Origin of the sequence: Heyndrickxia camelliae (assembly GCF_002844575.1) — a bacterium.
Lineage (GTDB): Bacteria > Bacillota > Bacilli > Bacillales > Bacillaceae_C > Margalitia > Margalitia camelliae.
Genome location: NZ_PIQO01000014.1, coordinates 101364 through 123115 on the forward strand (window position 1 = coordinate 101364; position 21752 = coordinate 123115).

The window sequence follows — 21752 nt, forward strand, 5'->3', positions numbered from 1 at the left end:
TTTAGTTAGTACCAATTCCTTTTCGACGTAAGATTTTTGACTTCCTCGTAATTACTTGGCTCAGGACCATTGGAATCCAAATATACCAACCCCTTTACAGTATGCTTCTTGTTTATCTTATACCCAAAATCTCGAAAGGACAATGGGGTAAGGCTGTTTTCTTAAACTTTGTTATTTTTTTTGTACAAAAACTTTAGTCACAACTTTGTTGTCGTTATTATCAATAGACCTTTTGCTGTGAAGCCAAGCCTTATTAGGATTTATAGCAAATGGTGAAACAGCCAAGGGTACGAAATTAATACTTTTCTGATATCGTTTTTTTATTATATGGTTTCCTGGTATAGTTGTTAAAAAAAAAGAATGAAAAGTTCATTTCATTCTCCAGTAGTTTCTGTAACTGAAATATGATAATAATCATTTGGTACAGAATTTAATAATCTTGTTGGACTTCCTATACTTGTTACCACTAAACGATGCATCGCTCTAGTACAAATTGTATATAGCAGTCTTCTTTCCGTCTCTTTCCCATAAACTTCATCTGATGCATTCAAAACAATAACACTATCAAATTCAAGGCCCTTCGCCAAATACGAAGGAATTACTATGATTCCTTCATTAAACTCTCTTGTTTCTATACCTAAAAGAGTGACATCCATGCGCATTTGTAAATATTTATAGGCTTCTTCACATTGTTCCATTGATTTGCCAATAATCGCAACTGTATTGCTGCATTCTGAAAGGTATTTTGCCTCTTCATAAATCTTTTCCAGCATTTCATTTTTATTTTTAGTCACCAAAACCTTAGGTAACTCCCCTTCACGTTCAAATAATTCCACTTCTTCCCCATCGGCTAAAATAGATTTTGTAAAGCGTGTTATCGGCAAAGTAGATCTGTAGCTTTTTCTCAAATAGACAATTTCACTTTTTTGCCCCGCAAATATATCCTCCGCCATTTGAATTTGGGATTCATTCTCCGCTCCATGAATAGATTGATTAATATCCCCAAGCATCGTAAATTTACTATAAGGAAATAAAAATCGTAAATATGCCAGCTGAATAGGTGTATAATCTTGAATTTCATCGATAAATACATATTTCATAGAGGTTTGCGATTTTTTCCCCTCTATAAGATCTGATAAATACATATAAGGCACTACATCTTCCATTCGTATTTCCTTTTTCCGCAGATTTCCGATGGTATGTGATTTAATCGACTCCCACTCCGATTCTGAAATCCCTTGCTTTTCCAAGCTTAACAACTTAGGAACCTGTTCTAAGAAATGAACATATTGAGCTTTGCTTTGGAAAAAGCGGTATTGTTTTACACTTCTTTTTAACTTTTTGAAATAACGACGAACTATTTGCTTTGCAAGATACGCTTTCTCTTGATCAAAGGAATCAAAAACATCGCCTTTCTTATTGGATTTCACATTTTTAAAGGCATCAAGAAAATCTTCCTTATCAAGTAGGTCCATTTGTTCTTCCACCCACTCCGATTGTTCTTCCTCACGTGCTTTTTCATCTAAGATTTTCAGCAACCTTTTTGCCACTAATGGGAAACGATTAGGCAGTGAGTAAGATGAATCGTAGGAGTAAAATAGCTCAGAAATTTCTTGTTTTGAAATTAACACCTTTCCTCGAAAAACGATATCTCGAAAATGTACTCCACCTTTCAAAAGCTGATTTACATATTTTTCGATGACATGGTAAAAATCCAAGCTTCCTTTTACCATAATAGCCTTATCCCGAATCTCCGCATGCTCCTTCACACCTTGAAGGCGGTTTTCAAATTGTTCAAACAAGCTCTCGACTTCCAAGTCCTTGCCGATTCGATGGCGAGCATAGTCGAAAAAAGTTGTCTGAATCATATTATTTTCACCTAGCTCTGGCAACACCTTAGAAATATAGCTGTTAAATAGCGGATTAGGTGAGAATAAAATAATTTGTTCCGCGCTAAGAGATTCCCGAAAATGATACAATAGAAAAGCAATACGTTGCAGGGCAACCGATGTTTTCCCGCTTCCAGCAGCTCCTTGCACAAAAAGAAGCTGACTTTTAATATCGCGAATAATTTTATTCTGTTCCTTTTGTATGGTTGCAACAATACTTTTCATATGCGTATTGGCTTTTGCCCCCAATATTTCTTGCAGCATTTCATCTCCTATCGTCACACCAGTATCAAACATTGACTGAATGACACCATCGCGAATGAGAAACTGCCTTTTTAATTCCATTTCACCTTTTCGTGTTCCTTCCGGTGTTTTATAAGATACCGGCCCCGGAATCCCATCATAATATATACTTGAAATCGGCGCACGCCAATCATACACAAGGTAATTATCTGCTTCATCCAAAAAGGAGGCAATACCAATATAGATTTGCTCTAACGGTTCCCCGTCCTCACGAAAATCCACCCTTGCAAAATAAGGGGAGGAAGCAAGTTTCTGCAATGTTTTAACGCTTTCTTCTACATGACCATAACTTCGCTCCCGCTCAGACAGCAATTCCACTTGCTGCTTGATGCTGGTCATTGTTTCAATGACATCATCCGGTTCATCAAAATTGACCGTGACGTCTTCCCAGAAGTTTTTGCGAATTTCCTCTGCCTCTTGTTTCACATTTTCAGCACTTGCTACTAAAGTATTTATATGATTCCTTACTTTTTTAACCGTGTAGTCTACTCTCTCCTGTTCCTGGTTCCATTCATTGCTTTGAAATTCCATGAAAACACCTCCGAGGAAAAATAGTTGACATCCATTTGAATTTGTGATAATGTTAATATAGGGTATTTATATTGTCATCTAAAAACTAATGTCAACCATTTTTAATCATATCATGATTTCTTCAGGTTCGCCATCTTTATTTTACAAAAGACTGTACATAGGTCTTTTTTTATTTTGTCCTCTCTATTATGACCTCTAATTAGTATTCCTTATCAATTTTAAGTAAAAATTAAGTTATATCTCTCATAATCATATTAAATTTATTTAGAAGGAGAATGGATTATGAGAAAAACAAGAAAAATACATTATTGGATTGGAATCATTTCCTGTATATTTTTATTTATTGAATCTGTTTCAGGAATTTACTTATTTTTTCAAGAAAAAAGCAGAGAAAATTCATTCGGAAACAGACAAGCTATGTTTCAACAAAACCAAGCTAATTATGAAAATCAGCAAGGAGCAGGCTCAGATTCTTCCGATAATAACAATTCATCATCGCAAAATGGACAATCCTTTGCCATGGGCCAGCAACCTCCAGCCAAACGGGGCCAAATGAATTTTAACCGACAAGGACAAGGCGGTATGAACTCTATTGGGATGACATTAAGAAAATTGCATAGTGGCATCTTCGGACTCATTGCCGGAATTGGGATGCTAATAATGACTGGTACTGGGCTGGTCTTAGCAGTTATTATCGGCAAGGCAAATAAGAAAAGAAAAAAGAAAGAATCCGTACAAATATAAAAATAACGAGGTTGCGACCGATTCGCAGCCTCGCTTTTTATATTTTTTTTCTTTTTGAGAATAATATTTCAAACTTCGTTCCTTCCCCTAATTTGCTCTCTACTTTTATTTTTCCTGCATGTTTATCGACAATCCATTTAGCAATAGAGAGTCCAAGTCCTAGACTTTCGGATTTAGTTCTTGATTTATCTACTTGATAGAATCGATCAAAAATTCGACCAACATTTTCCTCCTTCATCCCAATCCCATTATCTTTTATCGTTAATCCAATATGATTCTTCGTCTCAAAACAGGATAATTCAATTAATCCGTTGTCATCTGTATATTTCATCGCATTATCCAATAAAATCACAATCAATTGATGGAACCTATCCCGGTCACCAACAAAGGTTATCGGGGGGGCAGATGTTAATGTAATCGTCTTTCCTTGGAAGGAAGCTACTTCTGAAAAGTGCTCTACTATATCTCTTAATAATTCACCTAGATTAAATTCTTTTCGTTCCAGTTCCAATTCATTTGAGTCAGATCTTGCCAAAGTTAATAAATTCGCAACAAGCTTTGAAAGTCTGCGACATTCTTTTAAAATGATCGAGATATCCGGAAGCTTTTCTTGAATCGTGGCTTCTGGTGTCCTTAATAATAGATCCCCACGGGTCTGAATAACAGTTAATGGAGTTCTTAATTCATGAGAAGCATCCGATACAAACCGCTGTTGTTTATCCCAACTGTTTTTGATTGGCCGCAACGCTCTTCCCGCCAGAAATAAACCAGCTGCAATAGCAAGAATAATTCCAAGCGCTCCCCCAATTAACATCATCAAAAGTAAGCGGCGCAAGATGTTTCTTTCGATATCTACATTACGAATAAATTCCAGCTTTACAGGCTGATTATTAATGGTCGCGCGAACAGAAATAGTGTGAAAATAATACCCATCTACTTCAGTAGTTTGTATTTTATTATAAGTGTGCGGAATAAAATGATTTTGGTAATTATCTTGAATATCATCCTTATTTATGAGCACATTGTTTTTATTCCAAATCAAAACAATAATATTATTATGGGGGTCCCGTCCTTGCCCCCCAAATTTCGGAATTTCACCCGTTAATCCCACTCTTCCTACCATATCCTGCAATGAACGATCTGCATCTCTATATACATAAAGACGGATATATGAGTAAATCATACTGCCTAAAATACTGATGATTACGATAAAAACAATTGAATTTAAAATGGTAAGGTTTATTCGCGTTTTCTTAAACATATATTACTCCTTAAATTCTTTCAAAATATACCCTACCCCGCGGACATTCTGAATATCCTTATGATAGCCATAAGCCTCTAACTTTTTCCGTAGATGATGAATATATACTTCGACAATGGCAACGGTAGTATCAGAATCAAAGCCCCAAATTCGGTCATATATTTGCTCTCTTGTTAAAATTTTCCCATGATTTTGTATTAGATATTCCAAAAGCTCATATTGCTTAATCGTTAATCTGATGGGTGTTCCATCTATTTTAATTTCTTGTTCTTTTCCAAATAACTCTATTCCCCGGTACCGCATTGTATGTTCAATGGTTAGACTTCCGCTTCTTCTTAACAATGCGCGAATTCTTGCAATTAATTCCGGTGCTTGAAACGGCTTGACAAGATAGTCGTCACCACCAATTTCAAGTCCCCTCACACGGTCCTCCAATGCATCCTTAGCGGTAACAAATAGAACAGGTGTCATAATTCGATCCGCACGAAGCTTTTTTAAAATCTCAAATCCATCTATTTCCGGCAACATGACATCCAGTATAATGACATCATAAATATTTTGAAAAGCTAGAAATAACCCTTCTTCTCCATCTGTTGCCGATTCTACTTCAAATTCGTCACTAAGGATATTTTTCATTGATTCTAACAGGTTTTCATTATCCTCTACAATTAATAGTTTCATCTCGATAAACAACCTCCATTTCTGTTTATTTTACCAGATTAGTATCGACCATAAAAAAATGGGGATCAAAGCGCTTCAAAAAGCTTTGAGAGTTAAAAACGATTGCGCCAAATACGCAACCGTTTCATTAAGTGAATTTACAAATCTATTCTATGTCTAGCTCCAGCGCCTAGCTTACTCAAATCGTAAGGCATGAATAGGATGTAATTTGGAAGCTTTGTTTGCCGGGAAAACACCAAAAACAACTCCCACTAATAAAGAAAAGATAAAGGCAATAGCGGTCACCGGTAAAGAAAAGACAATCGACGAATCCGTAAGCGAACCATAGATTTTGGTTGCAATAAAGCCAATTACAATCCCAAATATTCCACCCATCGCACTAAGAACAATAGATTCGATTAAAAACTGGATTAAAATATCTTTTCTTTTTGCACCAATCGCTTTACGAATGCCGATTTCTTTCGTTCTTTCAGTCACAGAAACAAACATAATATTCATGATACCGATTCCGCCTACCAATAGTGAGATACTCGCAATACCTCCGAGCATCATCGTCATTGTCTTCGAAACAGAACTCATTGTATCCATCAAATCTTGTTGACTTACGACACTATAACTGTCTTGACTATGAAAAATAGATAATAATGATCGTTCAAGCATATTTTGGACAAAGGTTAATTGCTTTTCATTTTGGGCTTGCACATACACTGTTTGAACATTTAGTGAAGCAAGAACACGTTCTGCTGTACTTAGTGGAGTAATAATTACGCTATCCCCACTTTCCCCTATGGAGCTTCCCTTTGACGCTAATACCCCAACGATTTTAAAAGAAGTCCCATTAATTTGAACATATTTTCCAACTGGATTATCCGCTCCAAAAAGGGTTCGTGCTGTATCCGATCCCAATACCGCTACTTTCATTCGAAACTCGTTATCAATATCGGCCAGAAAGCGACCATTTGAGACAGGTGTATTCCGTATATTTTTATAGGATGCCGTTGTTCCAATCATGCTTACCTGTGTCGATGTCCGACCATTCTTTGCTGTTATTCTTCCTTGAACGGCAGGAGCAATATCTTTTACACCAGTGATTTTCTTTAAACCTTCTGCATCAGCCTCATTAAAATTACTTGAACTCGAATCGAGGACATTTACAGTTAATAAATTTGTTCCAAGACTATTAATTTGGTCCGTCACGGTTTTGGTGGAGGACTGCCCTATCGAAACGAGCACGATAACAGAAGATACTCCGATAATAATCCCCAACATCGTTAAAAAAGCTCTTAATTTACTACTCTTAATATTTCGTAGTGCCATTTTAATGGACGGAAGAAGCTTCACGAGGAACCCCTCCCTTTTCAAATAATTTGCCATCTTTTATCTGCACAATTCTTTTTGCTTGTTCGGCTACTTCTAAATCATGTGTAATTAAAATAACGGTATGCCCTATTTCATTTAACCCTTTCATGACATCCATAATTTCCTTGCTTGTTTTACTGTCTAATGCACCAGTAGGTTCATCCGCTAGTAATATCGGCGGATTGCATACTAAGGCGCGAGCAATTGCAACACGCTGTTGCTGCCCCCCTGATAATTGTGTTGGAAGATGAGCGGCACGATCTAAAAGCCCAACCTTTTTCAAACTTTCAAGTGCCATTTCTTTTCGTTCCTGAGTGGGTATGCCTTTATATAAAAGTGGTAATTCCACATTTTCTAATGCAGTTAATTTGGATAAAAGATTGAAGTTTTGAAAGATAAAACCGATTTTTTGATTTCTAATTGTAGCTAATTGATTATCGCTCATACGGCCAACGTCTTTATCTTCCAGAAAATAATCTCCAGAATCGGGCTTATCCAGACAGCCAATCATATTCATCAATGTCGATTTTCCAGAACCAGATGGACCAATAATCGCCAAAAACTCACCGGATTCTATCTTTAGAGATATCCGGTGGAGAGCAGTAACCGTTTCTCCACCGATTTTATATGCCTTTACCATATTTTGAATGGAAATAAGAGGTTTTGTCATGATTAATTGCCTCCTCCGTTTTTCATACCTCCGCCGTTATTGCCCCAGTTACCACGGTTCATTCCATTCATGCCTCCCATGCCCCCCATGCCGCCAAAGCCGCGCATGTTGCCTGAGCTATTCGTCGAACTTTTTGTAATAGAAGGAAGTTGCACTTCTTCTCCCTCCTGCAAACCGCTTGTAATCTCCACATAACTATCATTGTTAATACCTGTTTTCACCACTTGACTAGCAATCTGTCCGTCTGAGCTTTTTACCATAACATATTTCTGGTTTCCATTCGTATGTACAGCTTCTACCGGTACATAAAGGACATTATCCTTGCTCGCAGTCAAGATTTTTGCTTCGGTTGTCATTCCTACTTTAAGATTTTTTGGGCTTGTCAGTTGAACGGTAACATTGAAAGTGGATACACCATTTGATGTGTCACCTTCCTCAGCAATGTCCGTGACCTTCCCTGCAAATGTTGTATCAGGAAAAGCATTTGCAGTTACTTCTGCAGTTTGCCCCTTCTTAATTTTTGAAATATCTAATTCATCAATTTTTACTGTGGTTTGCAAATCCTTATAATTGGTAATATGTGCTACAACCGTTCCACTATTAAGCCTGTCCCCGCTTGCGACAGTTAAGGAAGTAACGGTTCCCTTTATCGGTGCTGTAATAGGATCGCTGCCATCAGTGAATGTAACGAGTTCTTGTCCCTTGGAGACCGTTTCATTAGTAGACACTAATACTTCATCTACCTCTGCATTAGTACTCGCTTTTACATCTTCCGAACTTGCTGATTCAACAGATCCTAATCCGCTAATTTGAACTTGTAATTTCCCCTTTTGCACAGATGTAACTGGATTGGCCACCGCCATAACCTGGTTTTCATTTTGCTTTTTGCTGTAATAAAACCAGGATCCCCCTCCAATTACAAGAACGAGAACAACAATCGATATAATCCACTTTTTCAAATCCCTTTACTCCTTTCACAATTAAATATCCATTTTTAATGGTTTTTGAGATAAGCCTATTATGGGGGGGATTTCTTAATTTTTACTTAAAGAGATTATGTAAATGTAAGTTTTTTTCTTTTTAATGGCTTACGACTTTTATAACACCATTTCTATAGGATATTAACAATCTATTACTTCATATTTTGTTCTTTTGTTCCTTTTAAAGGACACTTGATCCTCTTTTTCTTCCTGCTTTGTCATTTTGAGTCTTTCTAAAAGACACTTGACCTTCTTTTTCTTCCTGCTTTGTCCTTTTGAACCTTTCTAAAGGACACTTGATCCTCTTTTTCTTCCTGCTTTGTCCTTTTGAACCTTTCTAAAGGACACTTGATCCTCTTTTTCTTCCTGCTTTGTCCTTTTAAACCCTTCTAAAGGACACTTGACCCTTTTTTTCTTCCTGCTTTGTCCTTTTAAACCCTTCTAAAGGACACTTGACTCTCTTTTTCTTCCTGCTTTGTCCTTTTAAACCTTTCTAAAGGACACTTGACTCTCTTTTTCTTCTTATTTTGTCCTTTTAAGCACTTCTAAAGGACACTTGACTCTCTTTTTCTTCCTGCTTTGTCCTTTTGAACCGTTCTAAAAGACACTTGACCTTCTTTTTCTTCCTGCTTTGTCCTTTTGACCCTTTCTAAAGGACACTTGATCCTCTTTTTCTACCTACTTGGTCCTTTTGAACCTTTCTAAAACACACTTGATTTCCTACCTTTCAAATGCTGTCCGTTATCGTTTTTAGTGAGTTATAAATAAAAAAATGCACTCAAGAATTCCGAACGAATCTCGTGTGCATTCATTTTCATTGTATATCCATTAATCCATACTTTTTTCGAAATCTTAATAGAATCTTTACCCAACTATTTGAAAAAATGGCCAAGAAGAAAACATTTGAAAGGGCATGTGCTAGATCAAAGTAAAAGCCTTTTGCGTAATATGCAATAAATTGGGCAAGGGTAATGTTTTGAAAAATTCCCACAACATATGATAAATTCATAATCCAGCCAAATAAAATTCCAGATATAAAGCCGAAGATGCATCTAGTTATAGTTGTCCGCATGAACCATGTATCCCTTAGTAATCCTGCTGCCACGCCAATCATCCCCCACGCATACATTTGCCACGGAGTCCAAGGTCCTTGACCTAAGAAAAGATTGGATACTAATGCAGTTAGTGCACCTACAACAAATCCACTTTCAGCGCCTAAGGCAATGCCTGTTACAATAATCACAAAAGTGGATGGCTGTACACTTGGTATAGAAGCAAATGGAACCCTGCTGACCGCCGCCACTGCTGCTAGAACAGCCAACATCACAAGTTCCCTTCCAGATATATTGCGTCGTTCGAAACGTATGATGAACGGTAGAAATGTGCAAATCATAAACAAGATACTTACAATAATATAGTGATGTTGAGCAATCAACTGAAAAGCAACTAAAAGAAATAAGAGAAAGATTACCAGAATTCCTAGGATGTACCGAGAACGTGCCATACTTTTCGTGCCTCCTCCACCGTTAATACATCTGGAACATGACTTCCTCTAGTTATTCGGTTAATGACAGTTGTGTAAAATGTATTCCCTCGAAAAAACTTGTCGGGTGAGTCTGTAACAGTAATATTCCCCTGGAACATCATTGCACAACGAGTTGCATATTGGGCTGCAAACTCGATATCATGTGTAACCATGACAATGGTCAAACCGTCTTTTTGCAAAGACTTCAATAACTGTCCTAACTTCATTTTTGCTTCTGGATCGAGGCCTTTTGTGGGCTCATCTATTAATAAGATAGAAGGATTTGAAAGCATTACCCCAGCTAGGGCTGCCTTTTGTACTTCGCCGCCACTGACATCGTATGGATGACGATCCTTTAATTCTATTAAATCAAATGCTTCAAGGATTTTAATAATTTTCCCATCTGGATCGTTTAGCTTTTGCTTCTTTGCAATCTCGGTTAATTCCAAGAGAATCGTATCTTGTAAAAAGAAAAGCTTTGGATTTTGCGGGAGATATCCTATCTCTATTGGCAATGGCCCCTTTACTTTCTTTCCTCTATATGTGATTGTCCCATGCTGTGGTTTCTGTAGTCCTGCCATGATTCTAAGCAAAGTGGATTTTCCGGTCCCATTCGCCCCAACAATTGCAAGCCATTCTTCGGAATACACTTCCATTGACAGATCATCCAGAACTTTTTTTTGGTTCCTATCATACTGGAAATCAATCTCCCTCATTTTTATTAAGGGATTGGACATTGGAAATTTTACTTTCATTTGCTGTTTTGTTTCTATGGTTAAGTTGCCTATCCAGCGTTTTCCTTCTTTAATCGTTAACGGTATCTCTTCTTCACGCACTGCATGTGTGTGCTCAAGATAAAGTACAGCACTGCCAGGCAGATAAGAATACATATTGTTTGACGGATTGCCTATTTCTTCTATAATTTTACGTGGAGGTCCATCATGTGTTTTCCTTCCTTGTTCCAACACAATTACTCGATCAGCAAGTGCAAACAGCTCTTCCAACCGATGCTCAGCAATGATTACGGTAACCCCAAATTCTTCATTCATGCGATGAAGCATACCGATAAAATCCTTCGCTGCGACAGGATCCAATTGTGCGGTAGGTTCATCTAATAGTAAAATTTGCGGTTCCATTAAGATTACAGATGCTAAATTTAATAATTGCTTTTGTCCGCCAGATAATTCATGTGTTCGTTTATGAAGTAAATGTTCTAATCCGAAAAAATGAATCATTTCTGCTACTTTTTTTCTCATTTCTTCTGTCGGCATTCCGATGTTTTCTAATCCAAAAACCAGTTCTTCCATGACTTGATCCATGACAATTTGATTTTCTGGATCCTGAAATACCATTCCAATAGTCTGAGCTAATTGTTCACTTGAAAACTGAGACAGAGGTTGATTCTGTAAAAGTAGTCTCCCCGATACATTTCCATGTGGTGCAATTTCTTTTTTTAGCAGCCTTAATAGGGTTGATTTGCCACTTCCAGACGGACCGCAAAGAACAATAAACTCCCCTTGCTCCGCACGAAAAGAGACTTGATCCAGAGCTTTTCTTGCTTGATCTGGGTACTGAAATATTATATTTTTCGCTTCCAATAGTGCCATCTAAGTGCCTCTCTTTCCTCTATGCCTAGCGGAAAACCTAAAAATAAAATAAAGATAAAAAGATAAAACCATTCCCTGCCTTCTAAAAAAATCGGTTCCAAAATAGGGTTGATGGATAATACACCATCACCAAGCCACCATCCAAATATACTGATACTTCCAACTATCGCCATATATATAATAGCCAGCCAATCTTTTCTTTTCATTTTAAAAGGAATGTAGCGGCTTCTTTTTCGTAATCCGTACCCTCTTCCAGCCATGGAATCAGCTGTTTGCAAGGCTTCCTCCAGTGACCATGTAAGCAGTATTTGCACAAGCTGAATACCATTCTTTGCACGTTCTTTCATTGTTCCCGAGTTAACCGAAAGGCCTTTGCCCCGCTGTACCGTTTGAATTTCCTTCAATCTTCTCCGTAATAACGGAACAAATCGCATAGAAATCATTGTTAATAATGCCCATTGTGGGAGCCATTTTGAAAATAAATATAAAAATTTATCAGCAGTAATCACTAGATTATAAGAAGAAAACAAAACCATTAAACAAAATAAAGATAAGGCAAGAATTATCCCTTGGATAATTGCCTCCAACATAATCGGGTTTTGTCCAAAATAAAATAAAATATGGGTTCCACGGTGATTAATCAATGGATTCACAATTAGAAAAAATAGGGAAAGTATTACTAGCGTCCTCCACCACTTTTTCAATGTCTTTCCTCGATCAAGAGCAATATTAAAACAAATTAGAATGATGCCGCCAATAAACAAAAACACCGGATGCTTATTTAGCATAACCAGTGCTGCTGCTCCCACATAATAGAAGAAACTAACAAATGGATGAAATGAACGAAACCCTCTATTCATTTATTTCGTATCCTTCGTATAATCTGTTGTATATATCCATCGAATGGTGTCACCATTTTTGACTGTTTTAATTCCGGCACTGCGGTCAAGTTTGATGCCATTCTTTTCAGCTATCCATCCACTTAATGGTCCATGATCAAATTCAAATAAATTGCCAATCCCTTCTACATATGCAGACGCACCGCTGCCTCTCACACTAATAGGTATACCTTTTTGTTTTAGGATGTTTCTTGTAGCAGTAAGAATAGTATCCCCTTCGTGAATGGATACTTTCGTCGGAGAAAGAATGGTCTTATTTAGATCATTACTTATAACGGATATCGTAACACTTAAGACTGGCTCAGGAGACTTTGTTGTCGTGCTTGTATTTTTTTTATTTGAATTATTATGTTGATTCGCGGTTGATTTTGATTCTGTTTTTGCATTAGATTTTGAATCCGTTTTTGCAGTAGTGTTCGCTTTGGATGTTGCATTTGTTTTCGGACTTACAGTGTTTTGTTGTTTTTCATCGGTCGATTTCAATGAGGAATTGTTAGATTTTTTACTATTATCATCAGGTTTTTTTACTGTTGTTTCTGATTTTTTGTTAGAAGTTGGCGTTTCTTTTCTTTTTGATTCTTCCGTTTTAGATTGTTGATTTGCTATATTTTCATTCTTTTTTTGGTTGGATACCACCGATTCGGAATGAGTTTCTTCCTGCTGTTTTGGACTTACAGAGTCTTTTTGGCAGCCGGAAATGATGAAAATAATAAGGAGAGATGCGAGCATCATACAAGCTGATTTAAATATTTTCATTCTTACGGCCTCCTAGTTGTCTTTGGATATGCATAAATGATGTAGCGTTTTGGTGCATTGCCAACATAATGAAAAGGATAACAGGTCGTCAGTACAAGTTCTTCCTTTGGTTTTGTGGAATGAATAATCGTTCGATCATCTGCATGAACAATTTTCATATGATCAACTACATATAGATAAGAGCCACTTTTTAATTTTAGCGTAACAGTGTCACCTTTTTTTATCTCTCCAAAACGTCGGAACATAGTATCGCGATGCCCCGAAAGGACAATCTGATCCTTATTTCCTGGTAAGGCTGACGTTTTATAATGTCCAACACCTTTTTCAAGATTATCCGGCGTGGTTCCTTCCACAATTGGAAGTTCTTTTTCGAGTCTTGGAATTTCTAAAACTCCTATGATATTTTTATCTATTTTTTTGCTACTACTATATTTTCCTTGTTCCTTCACTGAATTACCTACTTCATTTGTCATAGCTTTCGCTTGTTGAAGAGTCGACAATTGGAGTTGTCGACCCTTCCAAATATTCCATCCACTATAGACTAGACAAATGATTCCTGCTGTCATCATCACCATCGCAAGTTTCTTCATTTTTACGCCGCTTTCTGTTTACGATAATAGAGGTAAATAGCTGAACCAATAATTAATAGGATTACACCAAGTAACAATACATTATAATTATTTGTTGCTGTATTTGGCAATAGCTGACCTTCTGTTGGCTGTTTTGTTGATTTCGTTATATTTTTATCTGAAACATCCTTTGTTAAATTCGTTGTATTTTTATCTGAAGTCTCTTTTGTCGAACTTGATGGTTTATTATCTGTCGGTGCAGTGGATACTTGATTTCCTGCAAACTGATAAATGGAGCCCTTTCCGCTTAGATATTGCTGATATGCTGTTAATCCTAATAAAGCCTGAGTTGATGCGATTAAATTGGATTCATAATCAGATGCGATATGAGCAAAACCGCCATCTTTTTGTTGAAACGACATTAAATGTTGAATAAGGTTTACGCCTGATTTTGTAAATAACTTATCTGTAGGATCTACTCCGACAGATGATAAACCAATAATGACCTGTGCAGTTGTTTCACTTGCATCTCCGCCATTAATATCACTGCTGAAACCGCCATTTTTGTCCTGAACGGAGGAAATCCAATTCACAGCTTTGTTAATGGCAGCCTTTACATTTTCTTGGCCTTTGTATGGTGCAAGTGCTGCTAGTGCCATGGAAGTGATATCGACACTTGCATTGTCTCCGACCAGTGACCATCCACCGGATTTAAGCTGATGGTCCAGTAAATAGTTTACAAGTTTTTCTCTCGTCCATTTTGCACTGCTTGGAACTGAATAATGTTTGCTATCCAATGCAAGTAATGCATAGATCACTCCGTTTGTTCCTTGATTGGTCATTCGGTCATTGGAATATATTTTCTCAATCAAGTTATATCCACCGATATTTTCTGCATTCCCACCAGCTGCAGAAACACCAATTGCTAGTCTTTCATATTCCGTTACATTTCGGAAAGTACCATCATTTTCTTTTAATGTCTTCTTTATATTATCTAAATAGGTCGTTGGAACCTTTTGACCAGATTTTTTCAGTCCAATAATTTCAAACTCATCATTTCCACCGTTTTTTAATATGAAAGAAGCAGATGATTTTACCGCAGTTGCAACTTGTTGCTTTGTTACACTTGGCGGTTTAGTATCTTCTGTCGAACCTGAATTGTTCGCACCGCTACCATTATCTGTATTTGTATCAGGAGGTGATAAATAATTATCGATTTTTAATTCGACACTATCCCCATTTTTTAGAATATTGGTTGACAGGGATGATTGCAGGGAACTTCCATTTATAGCAGTCGTCCAATAATCACCTTCCGCCAATTTGGTATTTCCGATATTTTGAACAAATTCAAAATAACTTGAATCAACAGAAACAGATAATGGAAGTTTTTTTTGTGAAGCGGCTTGCACTAATGCGTCATAGGCATTAGAACCGTCCACAACCTTCACATCCATTTCAGGGATAATTGGATTTCCTTTTGCATCCTTTGCAGAAACCTTAGCTGAAATGGTTTTCTCTGGATAACTAACTACCTTTAGAAGCAAGTCATCACCATTATTTACTTTATAGCTGGATACCCCTACTTGAGCCATGCTACCGTTAACGATAAAGCCCCAGTATGTACTATCCTTTGAATATTCAGGCTTGACATCACCAATTTGTGTCACATTTGCGCCAAATTTAGGATCTGTAGTATATTCAAATTTAACATTATTCTTCGTGGTTGCTTCCTTTAACACATCAAAAGCAGTTTCTCCATCCTTTATCTCCATAACCGTATGTGGAAGAATGGTTTTACCATTTGCATCTAATACTGTAATCATCGCTGCATTTTTTAAAGAGGCAGCAGATACTGGATTAGTAAAAAATCCCGTTAGTTGAAGCATGATAAGCAAGATTGCTGTTAATACGACAGAACTTCTTTTGAAAAACATTCCCTTCACTTCTTTTCCCCCTCGCTCAATTTCTAAAAAAAAACATCTCCTAAAGTGAAGATGTGTGCGTCGCAGGAGGCAAATATAACGATTTTCCTCAAGCTCAGCACCACCTATCCACGTAGGTTTTCGGTGCAAAAAAACAGGCAGGTCTCCTGGCTCATGATCAACACTCTATAAATCCTTCCCATCAAATTTGACAGTGGTTTATTTTAAAGAGCTCCCATTTACAGTGGCGGGACCGCGTCGGCTTTTCACCGAACTTCCCTTTTAATAATCGATAATGTATCGATCAACCTATTTTTTTCACTATTAAATTAATACCGATATTATCATAGTTTAATAAGTAAGAATATGTCAAGAGAATGCTTTTTCTACTTATATAAATAGATTTTCGTTCGGTACCTTTAAAGGATAATATTTAGATTTTAAAGTTAATTTTATTTTAAGTCTTTCTCATTATAATCAATGACATCAATGCAAAACATTTTGTCCAATTGGAGTGAGAATACATGGCAAAAAGCAAAGGTCTCAAATGGATTGTTGGTTTATCGAGTGTGGCAGTATTTACTGGTTTTGTAGGCTTATCGCAAAAATACGATCAATCAAGTGTAGCATCTACCAACTCATCTCAAGACAATCAACATAATGGCACCTATTTTCCTAATGATAATTCTGAATCTTGGAGTGATTCCGATAATGGGGCGCAATTTGGGAATTCATCGGATCAAGAAGGTTATTCCAAACATGATGGATTTGGCGGAGAAAGTGGGAGCGAAAACAGTGCCAGTAATGAAATTCGGGGACATGCATCCTAATAAGGAGTTGTACATTTATGTATTCTTTTAAAGCAATGAATACTACTATTAGTACATATTATTTAAATGATAGGACTAGTTCACAAGTGGAATCGTGGTTTCATTTTTCTGAGGATGTTTTCAGTCGCTTTTTACCACAGAGTGAGCTATCGCAATTAAACCGGTCAAATGGGAAATTGTTTATTCCCTCAACTATTCTTTTCGATATGCTGCTTTCCGCTAATCAATTTTATAAAGAGACAGAAGGGATTTTTAACCCATTCTTATGTGAGGTTATATCCGAATTAGGATATGATCGAAGCTTTGAGAGATTAAACTCTTATTTGATTATGGAACCGAAGACAAGGAATCCCATTCCAATAGAGCCGTTATTATTCGATATGGGCATGAAAAGTGTGCAATTAACTGACGCTTCCATTGACCTCGGCGGGATAGCAAAAGGATGGACTGCGCAGCAAATTGCTTATCAGCTTCAAGAAAGCGGCGAACGAAAAGGAGGAATTTCAGCAGGCGGAGATATTGCCGTTTGGGGAGATAGGAAAGAAGGTTGGGATATTAGTATTGCACATCCATTTTATTTAGATAAAGATTTATTTTCTTTAAATATATATGGAGATGCAGGAATTGCTACAAGCAGCACAATAAAACGAAGCTGGCAAACAACTAGCGGCAAAAGCTACCATCATATTATTGATCCTCGTTCCCTTCAAAGCAGTGAGTCAGATTTAATCCAGGTAACCATTTTGGCACCTGATTTAACAACCGCGGAGGTTTACGCAAAATGCGTCATCATCCTAGGCTGGGATAATGGACTTAGTTGGTTGAATCAGAAACAGCCACAACTTGGAGTAATTGGAGTAAAATCGGACCTCTCTATTCATTTAGGTGGTTCAATTGAAGACTATAGTCCAAAAGGAGTGAAAAAAGTTGAATCAAATATTAGCTGAATTTACTCATTTCTTTCCGGTATGGGATACTACAAGAGCTGCTGGATTAACCTCTTATTTATTATTATTTATTTCAATTGTAACAGGAATTACCCAAAGCTTTAAAAGCATTCATCCGAAAAAAAGGAAGACGTTAAATCTTATACACGAATCGACAGGTTGGTTTGGTATTTTATTTGGACTCATTCACGGACTTGTATTAATGTTTGACTATGATATTACTTTATCAATAGGTGAAATATTAATACCATTCACTGCAAAAACAGATACTTTTTCAATTGGGCTTGGTACCCTCTCACTATATATCATGCTAATCTTAATTATTACCTCTGATTATATGAAAAAAATCGGCGTAAAATTATGGAGAACCATTCACTTTTTATCTTTTCCAGGATATTTACTCGGACTTGTACATGGAATTTGGCTAGGACCAGATACACAAAAAGGACTTATCTCGTTATTATATTACATTACGGGAATCGTGGTAGGTGGATTAGTGCTCTGGAAAATCGTATGCCCCAGACACTCTCCAAAACAAACTATACAACCTAAGGAAGAGGGTACTATCAATTCATGATGATAGTACCTTATTTATTTTAATAAGTTCATCAAAGATTACCTTATAATAATTGTCAGGATGCGGTACAAAATCTTTTCGCTCAACAACTGTTTGCAGGCTAACCAGTTTAGAATTTTTATATTCATAACCAAAAATGTTAATGGAATTAATTGAACCATTAAATAAACTTTTCAGCTGATGAAAAGGAACACGATAAATACCAGCCAATTCAACAGGATCTGGGATAATTGTTTCCAAAGGCTTTTTAAAATGATAAAAATACGTATAACAGAATTCATTATCGATAAGGCTATCGCTGACATAGCTTGCCGGGATCACTCCTACTGATTCCATTTCATCCAATTGTACTTGTATTCCCAATTCCTCTTCCACTTCTCTAATCCCGTCCTCCGGGTGTTCCCCTGCTGTCAAATGACCAGCAGCGGTTATATCAAGTAAATTAGGATGGGTATCCTTGTCTTGCTGTCTCTTTTGAAAAAGGATATAGAGCATTCCATTTTCCATTTGATATAACCAGCAATGAAATGCCTTATGCCAATATCCTTTTTGGTGAACTACCTTTCTTTCTTCCACACCAATATGATTCATTTCTGCATTAAATATATCGAAGAATTCCTTTGTCATTTAACATTCTCCTTTCTAGTTGCAGCAAGCATTACTTCTTTGCTGTTCCTACCCCCAAAATATACCCATCTGGATCTTGAACTGCAAATTCCTTCCACATTCCCCAATCGAATTGGGTAACCAAAGGTTCCTGCACTATTTTAGCGCCTTTTTGTTTCCACTCATTATGTAATTGGTCTAAAGCAGCAAAATCATCAGCATACGCATAAGCATCCCATATAATATCATTTTTACTGCTATTAGGTGTTATCGCCTGTTTTTCCTTTGCTTGTAAAAGCTTAAACCCCAGTTTCAAGAAATCATTTCGAATTGCCCACCAATCGGTCACTTCACATCCTAATACATCTCGATAAAAAGCCCTTGATTTTTCCAAGTCAGAAACGATTAAAACGGTTAAAGATTGTATTCTATCCATCTTAAACCTCCTAGTTTATTAGAACTACTCTATTATAGGTGCTAGTTGAAGATTTTAGCTCTATTGTGGCAAATTGCATATTTCCCTGCTGAAATAATAGCATTTCCATCTTTCAATTTCTCGTTATTCCATATAAATACTTGTTAATTTTAAACAAAAATTTATCTGTAAGTTGGATAAAATCTCCATTTATTTCATATTTGTTTTGAATTCTCCCCGTCCATCTGATGTTCCGTTTTCATTCATTGCAAATACCCCTTTTCAATTTTAGTATATATACCGATTCTATCTTATAGACTGTACGGTGTATGATAAATTTTTTTTAATATAGAATCATTTAGCACTTAAAAAATAAAGCACGTGAAAAAAGAATTATTATTTTTCACGTGCTTTAACTTTATATAATCCTATAAATTTACTAGCATGCATCACATGCTCACCCGGTTTTAATATGATAGATATTTTGGTATTTGCAATGTTAACTCGTATGAATTTAATAAGCTATACAAATTATAGATTTGGATAACTTGTTTTTCTGCCCATCCAATATCTGTTGCATATTGATGAGTTGCTTTTCCACTACTTGCAGCTGCACTTGGATTCCAACGCATTTTATATAATGTATCTTGTCCAGAATTTATGTAACCATTTGCGATAAATTCCGCACCACCAATAATTGCCTCTTCAGGAGTAAACCATCCTGCATTATAGGCAAACTGTGCACCACTACTCAAAGCAGAGTTATCATATGCACCAATTCCATACATATTATATACGGTCCTTCCATTCACTTGTACACCATTTGCCAATTGTGAAGTACCATTCCCTGTTTCAAGTAAAGCATGAGAAATAAGGTATATTTCATTTACTCCATATATTTCTCCAGCAGCAATAAAGGAACTTGCTTTTCCGGCTAATATTCCTTTTCCAGCAAGAATCTTATTATTCACTTCAGCAGCATCAAGATTAGTAGATTTAGATAGGTTTAAAAATTGTAATGATTTAATAGAATCATCAACAAAATTATTAGGATCCAAATAATATTTAATATCATCAGGATTCGCATTTACCCATGTCTTATTATAACTAACTTCATACCATGTATATCCATCTGAATCCTTTTGTTGAGATATAATGGACAAAGTATCACCATTATTCACTTTGCCAACTACCCAATAGGATGTTCCAGCTCCGCCTCTGACATTCCAGCCATTGCCTTGAACGACTCCACTTGTTGGTTTAGATGGATTATTTAACTTTAAGGCATCTTCTCTAATATATGTATGATATTTCGAGTCGGTTTGAGCACCAGCGGCTTCTTGGATCTTAACGAGATTATCAATGGATATATTGTAATTATCATAGATTACCTTTTTCGTACTATTAGATGATCCCGGCAAGCTTATTGCAGTGGACGATAAATATTGAGTACTAACATAGCCAGTCTTTCCATTTGCTGTTACTCTTGCCCAACCATTTGACTCAGAATAGTATTGAACTGCAGTTCCCCTAGTTAATGTTGAAATAATACTTGCATTGACAGAAGCAGAAGAACGCATATTTAAGACGGAATTAGCATCTACATTTACATATTTTAATTTACTCTGACTCTGCGAAGTATTTGAATCAGAATTATTGGATGAAGGGACACTGGATGAGAGATTCTCTGATTTAACATACCCATCATGTCCATAAACATTTATTTTTGCCCAACCATTTGATTCTGAATATACGGTAACTTTTACACCCTTCGCAATATTCACAATTACAGATGATTTCGTTGATGGCTCTGTATACATGCTTAACCCAGATAATGAATTTACCATTACATATTTCACTTTTGTTGTTTCTTTAGGTGGAACGGAAATAGCTGGTTTAGTTGTTATAAGGTACTGGCTACTAACAAAGCCATCTTTTCCATTGACGTTGACCTTAGACCAACCATTTGACTCAGCATATACCTTTACTTCCATTCCTAACGTTAACTTCGCAATAATCTTTCCACTTGTAGAAGCAGTTTCTCTCATATTCAAACTAGAATTTGCTGTTACATTCACATATTTCAACACTGTTTTTGGTGTACTAGGTTTATTCGCAGTACTGGAAGGTGGTTTTACAGAATCAACTTTCGTGGTCGTCAAATATTGACTGCTTACATAGCCATCTTTTCCATTGGCCTTTATTTTCGACCAACCGTTTGATTCCGAATATACCGTTACTTGGGTATCCTTTTTTAGACTGGCGATAACTTTTCCTTTTGTTGATGCAGTAGATCGCATGTTTAGTGTGGAATTCGCTTCTACATTCACATATTTAGTAGTCGTTTTAGGAACTGTTGCTGGCTTTGTTGTTGTCGAAGATGCCTTCACCGTTGTACTATTTTGCGTACTCAAATACTGGCTGCTTACGTAGCCATCTTTTCCACTAGCCTTTATTTTCGACCAACCGTTTGATTCCGAATATACCGTTACTTGGGTACCCTTTTTTAGACTGGCGATAACTTTTCCTTTTGTTGATGCAGTAGATCGCATGTTTAGTGTGGAATTCGCTTCTACATTCACATATTTAGTAGTCGTTTTAGGAACTGTTGCTGGCTTTGTTGTTGTCGAAGATGCCTTCACCGTTGTACTATTTTGCGTACTCAAATACTGGCTGCTTAC

General features: G+C 36.7%; 19 protein-coding genes and 1 riboswitch. Of the genes, 4 read left to right on the forward strand and 15 right to left on the reverse strand.

Annotated features, from left to right (window positions below):
* Nucleotides 1-374 precede the first annotated feature (374 nt).
* Nucleotides 375-2723, reverse strand: a complete 2349-nt coding sequence (helD, locus tag CWO92_RS16955) for an RNA polymerase recycling motor HelD (RefSeq protein WP_101355395.1) — start codon at nt 2721-2723, stop codon at nt 375-377.
* A gap of 282 nt (nt 2724-3005) precedes the next feature.
* On the opposite strand from helD, the gene CWO92_RS16960 reads away from it, so the two are divergent.
* The gene (locus CWO92_RS16960; RefSeq protein WP_101355396.1) at nt 3006-3467 is read left to right on the forward strand and encodes a PepSY-associated TM helix domain-containing protein; all 462 of its coding nucleotides are present in this window, start codon (nt 3006-3008) and stop codon (nt 3465-3467) included.
* A 37-nt stretch (nt 3468-3504) separates the two neighbouring features.
* Here the strand turns inward: CWO92_RS16960 and CWO92_RS16965 are convergent, their stop codons facing one another.
* From CWO92_RS16965 to CWO92_RS25115, 11 genes are all read right to left on the reverse strand, one after another.
* Nucleotides 3505-4728, reverse strand: a complete 1224-nt coding sequence (locus CWO92_RS16965; RefSeq protein WP_101355397.1) for a sensor histidine kinase — start codon at nt 4726-4728, stop codon at nt 3505-3507.
* A gap of 3 nt (nt 4729-4731) precedes the next feature.
* A complete protein-coding gene (locus tag CWO92_RS16970) occupies nt 4732-5409 on the reverse strand; it encodes a response regulator transcription factor (protein ID WP_101355398.1) in 678 nt (225 codons plus the stop codon).
* Between the two features lie 174 nt (nt 5410-5583).
* Nucleotides 5584-6750 (reverse strand): ABC transporter permease, encoded by a 1167-nt coding sequence (locus CWO92_RS16975; protein WP_101355399.1) that lies wholly within the window; start codon nt 6748-6750, stop codon nt 5584-5586.
* A complete protein-coding gene (locus CWO92_RS16980; RefSeq protein ID WP_101355400.1) occupies nt 6728-7438 on the reverse strand; it encodes an ABC transporter ATP-binding protein in 711 nt (236 codons plus the stop codon). The genes CWO92_RS16975 and CWO92_RS16980 overlap by 23 nt, the downstream gene beginning before the upstream one ends.
* A gap of 2 nt (nt 7439-7440) precedes the next feature.
* The gene (locus tag CWO92_RS16985; RefSeq protein WP_101355401.1) at nt 7441-8397 is read right to left on the reverse strand and encodes an efflux RND transporter periplasmic adaptor subunit; all 957 of its coding nucleotides are present in this window, start codon (nt 8395-8397) and stop codon (nt 7441-7443) included.
* A gap of 835 nt (nt 8398-9232) precedes the next feature.
* A complete protein-coding gene (locus tag CWO92_RS16990; protein ID WP_101355402.1) occupies nt 9233-9922 on the reverse strand; it encodes an ECF transporter S component in 690 nt (229 codons plus the stop codon).
* Nucleotides 9898-11550 (reverse strand): ABC transporter ATP-binding protein, encoded by a 1653-nt coding sequence (locus tag CWO92_RS16995; RefSeq protein ID WP_101355403.1) that lies wholly within the window; start codon nt 11548-11550, stop codon nt 9898-9900. The genes CWO92_RS16990 and CWO92_RS16995 overlap by 25 nt, the downstream gene beginning before the upstream one ends.
* Nucleotides 11523-12410, reverse strand: a complete 888-nt coding sequence (locus CWO92_RS17000; RefSeq protein ID WP_101355404.1) for an energy-coupling factor transporter transmembrane component T — start codon at nt 12408-12410, stop codon at nt 11523-11525. The genes CWO92_RS16995 and CWO92_RS17000 overlap by 28 nt, the downstream gene beginning before the upstream one ends.
* A complete protein-coding gene (locus tag CWO92_RS17005; RefSeq protein ID WP_101355405.1) occupies nt 12411-13205 on the reverse strand; it encodes a DUF4430 domain-containing protein in 795 nt (264 codons plus the stop codon).
* Between the two features lie 2 nt (nt 13206-13207).
* Nucleotides 13208-13795: a class D sortase, LPxTATN-specific gene (gene srtD, locus CWO92_RS17010; protein ID WP_101355406.1), complete on the reverse strand. Its 588-nt coding sequence runs from the start codon at nt 13793-13795 to the stop codon at nt 13208-13210.
* Nucleotides 13796-13797: 2 nt separating this feature from the next.
* The gene (locus CWO92_RS25115) at nt 13798-15708 is read right to left on the reverse strand and encodes a DUF4430 domain-containing protein (protein WP_235851627.1); all 1911 of its coding nucleotides are present in this window, start codon (nt 15706-15708) and stop codon (nt 13798-13800) included.
* 128 nt (nt 15709-15836) lie between these two features.
* Nucleotides 15837-16024, reverse strand: a riboswitch (cobalamin riboswitch).
* 196 nt (nt 16025-16220) lie between these two features.
* Between CWO92_RS25115 and CWO92_RS17025 the strand changes: the two genes are divergently transcribed.
* From CWO92_RS17025 to CWO92_RS17035, 3 genes are read left to right on the forward strand one after another with little or no spacing between them, the layout of a single operon-like run.
* The gene (locus tag CWO92_RS17025; protein WP_101355407.1) at nt 16221-16526 is read left to right on the forward strand and encodes a hypothetical protein; all 306 of its coding nucleotides are present in this window, start codon (nt 16221-16223) and stop codon (nt 16524-16526) included.
* A gap of 17 nt (nt 16527-16543) precedes the next feature.
* Entirely contained in the window at nt 16544-17473 is a 930-nt protein-coding gene (locus CWO92_RS17030) for an FAD:protein FMN transferase (protein ID WP_101355408.1), read from the forward strand.
* Nucleotides 17454-18050, forward strand: coding sequence for a ferric reductase-like transmembrane domain-containing protein (locus CWO92_RS17035; protein WP_101355409.1), 597 nt, complete (start codon nt 17454-17456; stop codon nt 18048-18050). Before CWO92_RS17030 ends, CWO92_RS17035 begins: the two co-directional genes overlap by 20 nt.
* Here CWO92_RS17035 and CWO92_RS17040 read toward each other — a convergent pair.
* From CWO92_RS17040 to CWO92_RS17050, 3 genes are all read right to left on the reverse strand, one after another.
* Nucleotides 18045-18677, reverse strand: coding sequence for an NUDIX hydrolase (locus CWO92_RS17040; protein WP_101355410.1), 633 nt, complete (start codon nt 18675-18677; stop codon nt 18045-18047). The genes CWO92_RS17035 and CWO92_RS17040 overlap by 6 nt on opposite strands.
* Nucleotides 18678-18708: 31 nt before the next feature.
* Nucleotides 18709-19092, reverse strand: a complete 384-nt coding sequence (locus tag CWO92_RS17045; protein ID WP_101355411.1) for a VOC family protein — start codon at nt 19090-19092, stop codon at nt 18709-18711.
* A gap of 446 nt (nt 19093-19538) precedes the next feature.
* Nucleotides 19539-21752, reverse strand: a 2214-nt coding sequence (locus CWO92_RS17050) for an SH3 domain-containing protein (protein WP_165786698.1), incomplete at its 5' end; no start/stop codon positions are given.

What these genes read in the sequence shown, in the direction of transcription:
- helD (WP_101355395.1), bottom strand. Translation starts at nt 2,723, where the DNA reads ATGGAATTTCAAAGCAATGAATGGAACCAGGAACAGGAGAGAGTAGAC.
- CWO92_RS16960 (WP_101355396.1), top strand. Translation starts at nt 3,006, where the DNA reads ATGAGAAAAACAAGAAAAATACATTATTGGATTGGAATCATTTCCTGT.
- CWO92_RS16965 (WP_101355397.1), bottom strand. Translation starts at nt 4,728, where the DNA reads ATGTTTAAGAAAACGCGAATAAACCTTACCATTTTAAATTCAATTGTT.
- CWO92_RS16970 (WP_101355398.1), bottom strand. Translation starts at nt 5,409, where the DNA reads ATGAAACTATTAATTGTAGAGGATAATGAAAACCTGTTAGAATCAATG.
- CWO92_RS16980 (WP_101355400.1), bottom strand. Translation starts at nt 7,438, where the DNA reads ATGACAAAACCTCTTATTTCCATTCAAAATATGGTAAAGGCATATAAA.
- CWO92_RS16990 (WP_101355402.1), bottom strand. Translation starts at nt 9,922, where the DNA reads ATGGCACGTTCTCGGTACATCCTAGGAATTCTGGTAATCTTTCTCTTA.
- CWO92_RS16995 (WP_101355403.1), bottom strand. Translation starts at nt 11,550, where the DNA reads ATGGCACTATTGGAAGCGAAAAATATAATATTTCAGTACCCAGATCAA.
- CWO92_RS17000 (WP_101355404.1), bottom strand. Translation starts at nt 12,410, where the DNA reads ATGAATAGAGGGTTTCGTTCATTTCATCCATTTGTTAGTTTCTTCTAT.
- CWO92_RS17005 (WP_101355405.1), bottom strand. Translation starts at nt 13,205, where the DNA reads ATGAAAATATTTAAATCAGCTTGTATGATGCTCGCATCTCTCCTTATT.
- srtD (WP_101355406.1), bottom strand. Translation starts at nt 13,795, where the DNA reads ATGAAGAAACTTGCGATGGTGATGATGACAGCAGGAATCATTTGTCTA.
- CWO92_RS25115 (WP_235851627.1), bottom strand. Translation starts at nt 15,708, where the DNA reads ATGTTTTTCAAAAGAAGTTCTGTCGTATTAACAGCAATCTTGCTTATC.
- CWO92_RS17025 (WP_101355407.1), top strand. Translation starts at nt 16,221, where the DNA reads ATGGCAAAAAGCAAAGGTCTCAAATGGATTGTTGGTTTATCGAGTGTG.
- CWO92_RS17030 (WP_101355408.1), top strand. Translation starts at nt 16,544, where the DNA reads ATGTATTCTTTTAAAGCAATGAATACTACTATTAGTACATATTATTTA.
- CWO92_RS17040 (WP_101355410.1), bottom strand. Translation starts at nt 18,677, where the DNA reads ATGACAAAGGAATTCTTCGATATATTTAATGCAGAAATGAATCATATT.
- CWO92_RS17045 (WP_101355411.1), bottom strand. Translation starts at nt 19,092, where the DNA reads ATGGATAGAATACAATCTTTAACCGTTTTAATCGTTTCTGACTTGGAA.